The sequence below is a fragment of the Ureibacillus chungkukjangi genome, from assembly GCF_003217295.1.
Classification (GTDB): domain Bacteria; phylum Bacillota; class Bacilli; order Bacillales_A; family Planococcaceae; genus Ureibacillus; species Ureibacillus chungkukjangi.
Window position 1 is genome coordinate 1 of sequence record NZ_QJTJ01000054.1, and the last position, 6,938, is coordinate 6,938.

Sequence of the window (6,938 nt, forward strand, 5' to 3'; positions counted from 1 at the left end):
CGACGTTGACGTGACATAGTAGCACGCTCCCTTAGGTTAGTATGTTAAGTCTACTAGCCCTTATAGTATCTGTCCAACTTAGTGTAGCCGATTCACATAATTAGAAATTTATCACAAGAAAAAATCCTGCATACACAGGATTTTTAATTAAAATTCACTATTATTTTCATTCTTTATTTCTCTTCATTATTTGTAGAGATGCGATAAACCACTTTCATTCCATCCTCATTATTTCTAAAAGAAAAAATCCAATTATTCACAGTAATCACTTTGATTTCAATTTCCTCAATAGAATTAATAATTCTAGATAATCGATTTTTTGCTACCTCAAATGCTCGTTTGATATCTGTAACATCTATTTTAAATTCAATTAAATTAATTGGAATGTAGAAATTATTTAGTATATATTCTTTTCTATTTTCACTCTCATTATCAAGCAAACTTACAATATACATAGTAGTTCCCCTTGTTAAATCTCATACTATTTTTTTAAAAAAGCAGATTAACTCACAATTAGTGAGGATGAATTTATTTGCAACAAATAATATTGGCCACTAAAAAGAATGCTAAAAGATAATAATTATAAGGTTTATTTTTCCTATACTACACCTCCGTAACTATTAATCTCATTAAGAAATTCCTTTATATAAAAAGTACAAACCTTATGGTTTGTACTTTATCGAAAAACCATCAGCAGTTAAGAAAAGCTTGGTTCATAAAAATTCAAACCCTATTTTCATTTGTGAATAGCAACTGCTTGTTTTCCTAACTCTTCATAACTTGTCAGGAAATCTTGTTTATCATGTTCCACCTTACCTTTTAGTGGATCCATAATTGTCACTTTATTCTCTGAGTACCCCATTAATACAACCGCATGTAAATTCTGATACATTTCATGGTATTGATCTGTACCATCTATTATCCATCCGCTATTTTTCCTTGGTTCTGATAAATCAAGAGTTACCCACATTACAACAGGTACACCTTGTTTAACTAGATTTAATATTTCATGGGGTGATTGTCCGCTTGCATTTGTTACTTGCAAAGACAAATTATTATCTGAAATTACACTTTTTGCAGCTTTCACAATAGGTGCCGCAAAAACATATGATGTAGCTCTTTTTTCATAAGGACTTCCCGTATAAGCAACGTTTGGATCAGCTCCAAATTGTATACCTTCCTCAAAGCGAAAATTTTGTTGTGGTAAATAATTATCTGCCATATCTGTTTTAGTTACTTGTAAACCATAATAATTTAAGACCGCTGTTAGTGATGTAATTTCACAGCCATTCGGTAACTCCGGATTTTGCATTACTGTCGGAACTTCGATATTTTGATTTGAATTAGAATTCATAATAATAACATGATAAGGATTAGAATTCTTAAAAGTTAACTTTTCCACAGACGGATAGTTACTTTCTGATATTGATGCAGTTATTAAGTATGTTTTTCCTTCTTCCAATCCATTCAGCTGTGCTTCACCTTCATTTGAGCTAACTACTGAATGAATTTCTTTTCCGGTTAAAACATCTGATAATGTGATTTTCAAATTTGGAACTGGCTCACGACTACTAGATTCAACTGTTAAGACTGTTAATACATTTTCATTTTGATTGGTAATTGAAGTATCTGTGGTTGTATTCAAAGTATTTGTCTTAATTTCACTTTCTAATGAACAAGCCGCTAATAGGCAGGCGAACGTTAGTAGACTAATTGTACCCTTTAATTTTGTAGACATTGATTCACATCCTCTGCTACCTAACTTAAATACGAACTTAGTATACTATTCAAAGTATCGACTATACCATATTAGGAACATGTATATAGTCCAAATTTTACGTTGATTTTTTGCACGACCTTCATAATGGTCGTTTAATAATTTTAAAATTTCATACTGGTTAAAGAAATGACTAGCTGTTTTACTTTCAAATGTCTTTTTTATTTCTTTATAATATTTTTCTTCTTGAAGCCAAAGTCGAATCGGTACAGGAAACCCTAATTTCTTTCTCTTTGCCCATGCTTCTGGAAGAGTTTTATTAGCCGCAAGTCTTAAAGAATATTTAGTATTTTTTTCATTAACACGATAACGAGTAGGAATTGTAGATGCAACTCTCATTACTTCTTTATCCAAAAAAGGCACTCGTAGTTCAATAGAATGAGCCATACTCATTTTGTCCGCTTTCAATAAGATGTCATCGACTAACCATAAATTTAAATCTAGTATTTGCTTTTTAGTAACATCATCTTGGTTCTTCACTTTATCATAAATTGGTTTCACAATTGACTTAACCGATGGGGCTTTTTTGAATTCTTCATTTAAAATTTTAATTGCTTCTTTTTCCTCAAAAATTGTTGCTTGTCCTATAAATGTATCCTCAATCGGTAATCCACCCTTCATAAGAAAATTCTTACCACGTATTTCGGGTAGTTGTTTAGCTAATTCACCTAATGGTCTACGGATAAAACTAGGAAACTTTTTATATTTTCGCATATTAGTGGTTTCATCATATTCAGCATATCCCCCAAAGAGTTCATCTGCTCCCTCACCCGAAAGTACAACAGTAACATGTTTACGGGCTAATTCTGCTAAGAAATAAAGGGGTACTATTGATGGATTGGAATGTGGTTCATCCATCATATACTGAATTTCATCTAATTGTTCAAAGCACAAATCAGGATCTAAAACTTTATTTATATTCTCTATCCCTAATTCTTTTGAAAGATCGACAGCATTATCAATTTCCGAAAAATTTTGGTCACTAAAACCTACTGTGAACGTTTTATCTGGTCTTAGCACGGATGCTACGTAACTGGAATCTACCCCACTTGAGAGGAATGAACCCACCTTAACATCTGAAATTTGATGGGATTTTATAGACTCATAGACTACTTCATCGATTTCTTCGACTATTTCTCCTATAGAACGTTCTACAGGCTCAAAAGTAGGCTCCCAGTAACGTGTTGTTTTAATTTCACCGTTTTCAAAAGTCATATAATGCGCTGACGGCAGTTTATATACTCCTTTGAAGAATGTTTCATTTAAAACAGGAAACTGAAAAGTTAAATAAGGCTTCAAAGCTTGTTGATTTAATCTTTTTATGAAATTTGGATGCGGTAGAAAGCTTTTAATTTCTGATCCAAACATCAATGTTCGATTCATATAAGCAAAATAAAATGGCTTAATACCAAACTGATCTCGAGCTGCAAATAATTTCTTTTTATTTTTGTCCCAGATAACGAAGGCAAACATTCCACGAAGTTTTTGAACAAGCTGTTCACCGTATTCTTCATAACCATGAATTAACACTTCGCTATCTGTTTGCGTTGTAAAAATGTGTCCTTTAGCAATTAAATCGTCGCGTATTTCTTCAAAGTTATATATTTCACCATTAAATATAAGTACAAGTGAATTATCCTCATTATAAAGCGGTTGGTTTCCATGCTCTAAATCAATAATACTTAATCGACGAAAACCAAGTGCTGCTACTCCTTCTACAAATGTCCCTCTTGAATCGGGTCCCCGATGGATAATCTGATTCATCATTTCACCTAATACTTCTTCCGGATTATTTACTTCTCCGATAAATCCTGTAAATCCGCACATAACCTATCTCCTATTTTGTATATTTACATTGATGTTTTACTTATAACTAAAAGCAAATTTTATATTAATTTTTATTTTTGTATGATTTTTTTTGGAGTTCATCAGGAAGCGTTAACTGAAATTTAGAACCTTTACCTAACTCGCTTTCAACAGTAATTGTTCCTTCTAATTGCTTTACAAGTTCAAAGACAATTGCTAGACCTAAACCAGTTCCTCCCATATGTCTTGAACGTGATTTCTCAACACGATGGAAACGATCAAAAATAAAAGGAATATCGACTTCTGGAATGCCCAAGCCAGTATCCTCAACCGTGATACAAATTCCTGATTTACATTTTTTTGTTTCCACCGAGATACTTCCTTTTTCTGTATAATTAATCGCATTTTCTAAAAGATTTAATAGTATTTGTTCTAATCTAAGTCCGTCAGTAAGAATGGATGATATTCCTTTCTCTGTTTCATAAAGTAGTGAGATATTTTTTTTCTTTGCTTTTAATTCTACTTTTTGAAGTGCGGATTCGATGACTTCTTCAACTTCAATAGATTGAACATATAAGTTGATAATACCTTCTTCCATTTTTGACAATTCGAATAATTCTTCAATAAGTTTAGCTAGTCGTTCTGATTCTTTTTCTATAATCCCCGAGTATACCTTTAATTCTTCTTCATCTTTATACTGACCATCTTTAATTACCTGTGCATACCCCTTTAAATAAGAAATAGGAGTGCGTAATTCGTGCGATATGTTAGCAAGCAATTCACTTCTATTCGTCCGATAATTATTTAATTCGATACTTAAATCGTTAATGGCACTAGCTAAAGAACCAATTTCATCGTTTGAATTAATTTGTACTTTTGTACTTAGATTTCCTCTTGCGATTTCTCTAGTGGCCGTCTCCATCTTTAGTAGCGGTTTAGAGAGTCTTTTGGCAAGAAATATTGCATAACCTAAAGCCAAAATAATAGCTGCAAAAATTGAAATAATAATCCAATCTCTTACCGCATGCATTTTTTGATGAATCTCGTCAATTGAAGAAAAAACAAGGACGCCTCCCTTAAACTCATCGCTTACCATAATTGGTTGTCCAACAAAAAAATACTTCTCAAAAGTTATTGGATCAAAACGTTCCCTTTCAAATTCTTCACCTTTTTGCATTGTTTTCAGCCATTCTTTCGGAATGGATGTACCCGTATGAAATTCAAAAACATGATTGGAAATGATTACACCTTTTTCGTTAAAGACTACAATCTCCTCATCTGTAATTGCACTTAGATATTCATAAAATTCGGGTTCATTTTTCATCGAATGACTTACCGCTATTTCGAGTTTATCTGCCAATTCATTTACATTTTCATTAACATGTAGCGAATAAACATTAAGAAAAATACGATCAATTAATATTGCAAAGGGGATTAGGATACTTAAAAACAGAAGCATAATGATTAGACCAAACTTTACAACGATACCTCTTATCTTCACTTTTGCTCTCCTGGTACAATGAACTGATAACCAATACCCCAAACTGTTTTAATGAACTTTTCTCCGTTCATAATGTTTTTTACCTTTGTTCGTATATTTTTTATATGAGTATCAACAATTCTTAAGTCCCTATCTTCGTACTCTTCCCAGATTTGATTTAATAGAATATCTCTTGTAAATATCCGAGTTGGCGAATTTGCTAAGAGTGAAAGTAAATTAAATTCTTTCGTGGTTAACTCAATTAAATGCTTATTTATATAAAGCTCACGACTATTTAAATCCATTCTGAAAAGACCGTTTGAGAATGAAAGAATATTTTCGTTCAACACCTCTCTGCTCTTCATTTGGTCGGTTCTACGTAATAACGCTTTCATTCGTGCCTTTAGTTCATCAAACTCAAAAGGTTTTACTAAGTAATCGTCTGCACCAATCTCCAAACCACGAACTTTATCAGTTAACTCCGTTCTTGCTGTTAACATTAGAATTGGTGTATCATTTTTCTCTCTAATTTTTTGACAAATTGTCCACCCATCTACGTATGGGAGCATAATATCTAAAATGATAAGGTCAAATTCAATTTGGCTTATTACTTGTAATGCTTCTGCTCCGTCTTTTGCCATTGAAACAATATAATCATTTCTCAAATGAATATTTAGTAAGTCCAACATATATTGTTCATCTTCAACAATTAGAATTGATTTCATATGTTAACAACCCCTCAAATTTGATTCATACCTATTACCAATATTTTTGATATCTATATTATTAATACCTCATAAATGAAAAAATATTTTGTTTTAAGATTAATTACTTTGGGGTTAATTATAATTTATCCATTAAATTTGAAGTAAATATGTATTATGTAAAAAAATGTAAGTTGATGTTTAAATTTTATAAAAAAATGTGACTTTCTGAATTTATAAGGGTTTTATTATACGCATATGTGTGGTGTATTATAGAGTAAATATGAATAATAAGTTTCAAAAGATTGAGAGGTTTTATGGAAGAGTCATTAATACAACTATTTGAACAAGTTGGACCTTTTGCTATTTGGCTTAGTTTAATAAGTAATATTCTAATAAGTATCTTGGGTTTGTTACCAAGTGTTTTTATTACAGCTGCAAATGTATTATTTTTTGGTTATATGAATGGATTACTTATTTCTATTTTGGGAGAAGCACTTGGTTCAATTATTAGCTTTATCCTTTATAGAAAATGGCTTAATAAATGGAAAAATAAAAAAAGGCTACAACATCCTCAATTAAAACAATTGGAAAAAACCGAAGGAATGAATGCATTTTGGTTAATTTTATGTTTTCGACTTTTACCTTTTATCCCCTCAGGAGGAGTGACACTAGGAAGTGCTTTGTCTAAGGTTTCTTTACGAACTTTCACTATTGCAAGTACCCTTGGAAAAATCCCTTCACTAATAATTGAAGCTAGTGCATTATATGGTTTGATGTTTTTTGAAACGAAATGGAAAATTATCATTAGTATACTTTTGATTGTAATTTTATTTTGGAAAACAAAGAAAAAAACAGAATGCTCTTAATAAAAAAACATAAATATCAGCTCATCTTAAAAGAAGCCAAACTTATTTAGATTATTAATTTTGGTTTCTTTTTTATCGTTTTTTAGTTATTCAGAACGAGAATATCGTAAGAATCTACTAAGCTATTCAATTAAATGGCCCTTAAACAGAAAAAGACACAATTCTTTTGCAAGAATTACGTCCGATTTTGGAATAAGATAAAATCCTTGTAAACGCTAAAATAAAATGGACAGATATCGCTAAATAAGATTGAACACTTTCGCCAAAAATAACCCTTATCCTTTATACTAAATTGGTAGTAG

Annotated in this window: 6 protein-coding genes; 1 reads left to right on the top strand and 5 read right to left on the bottom strand. The window is 31.3% G+C overall.

Annotation, left to right across the window (positions count from 1 at the left end):
- Window positions 1-173: 173 nt before the first annotated feature.
- The 5 genes from BJ095_RS18445 to BJ095_RS18465 all read right to left on the bottom strand — a co-directional run bounded on the left by BJ095_RS18445 (window position 174) and on the right by BJ095_RS18465 (window position 5,788).
- Entirely contained in the window at window positions 174-455 is a 282-nt protein-coding gene (locus BJ095_RS18445) for a hypothetical protein (protein ID WP_107937861.1), read from the bottom strand.
- A gap of 281 nt (window positions 456-736) precedes the next feature.
- Entirely contained in the window at window positions 737-1,738 is a 1,002-nt protein-coding gene (locus BJ095_RS18450) for a C39 family peptidase (protein ID WP_107937862.1), read from the bottom strand.
- 45 nt (window positions 1,739-1,783) lie between these two features.
- Entirely contained in the window at window positions 1,784-3,604 is a 1,821-nt protein-coding gene (gene asnB / locus BJ095_RS18455) for an asparagine synthase (glutamine-hydrolyzing) (RefSeq protein WP_107937863.1), read from the bottom strand.
- A 64-nt stretch (window positions 3,605-3,668) separates the two neighbouring features.
- Window positions 3,669-5,084 (bottom strand): sensor histidine kinase, encoded by a 1,416-nt coding sequence (locus BJ095_RS18460; protein ID WP_107937864.1) that lies wholly within the window; start codon window positions 5,082-5,084, stop codon window positions 3,669-3,671.
- A complete protein-coding gene (locus BJ095_RS18465) occupies window positions 5,081-5,788 on the bottom strand; it encodes a response regulator transcription factor (protein ID WP_107937865.1) in 708 nt (235 codons plus the stop codon). Before BJ095_RS18465 ends, BJ095_RS18460 begins: the two co-directional genes overlap by 4 nt.
- A 296-nt stretch (window positions 5,789-6,084) precedes the next feature.
- Here BJ095_RS18465 and BJ095_RS18470 point away from each other — a divergent pair, with 296 nt between their 5' ends.
- Window positions 6,085-6,636: a TVP38/TMEM64 family protein gene (locus tag BJ095_RS18470; RefSeq protein WP_107937866.1), complete on the top strand. Its 552-nt coding sequence runs from the start codon at window positions 6,085-6,087 to the stop codon at window positions 6,634-6,636.
- The last annotated feature ends 302 nt before the right edge of the window (window positions 6,637-6,938 follow it).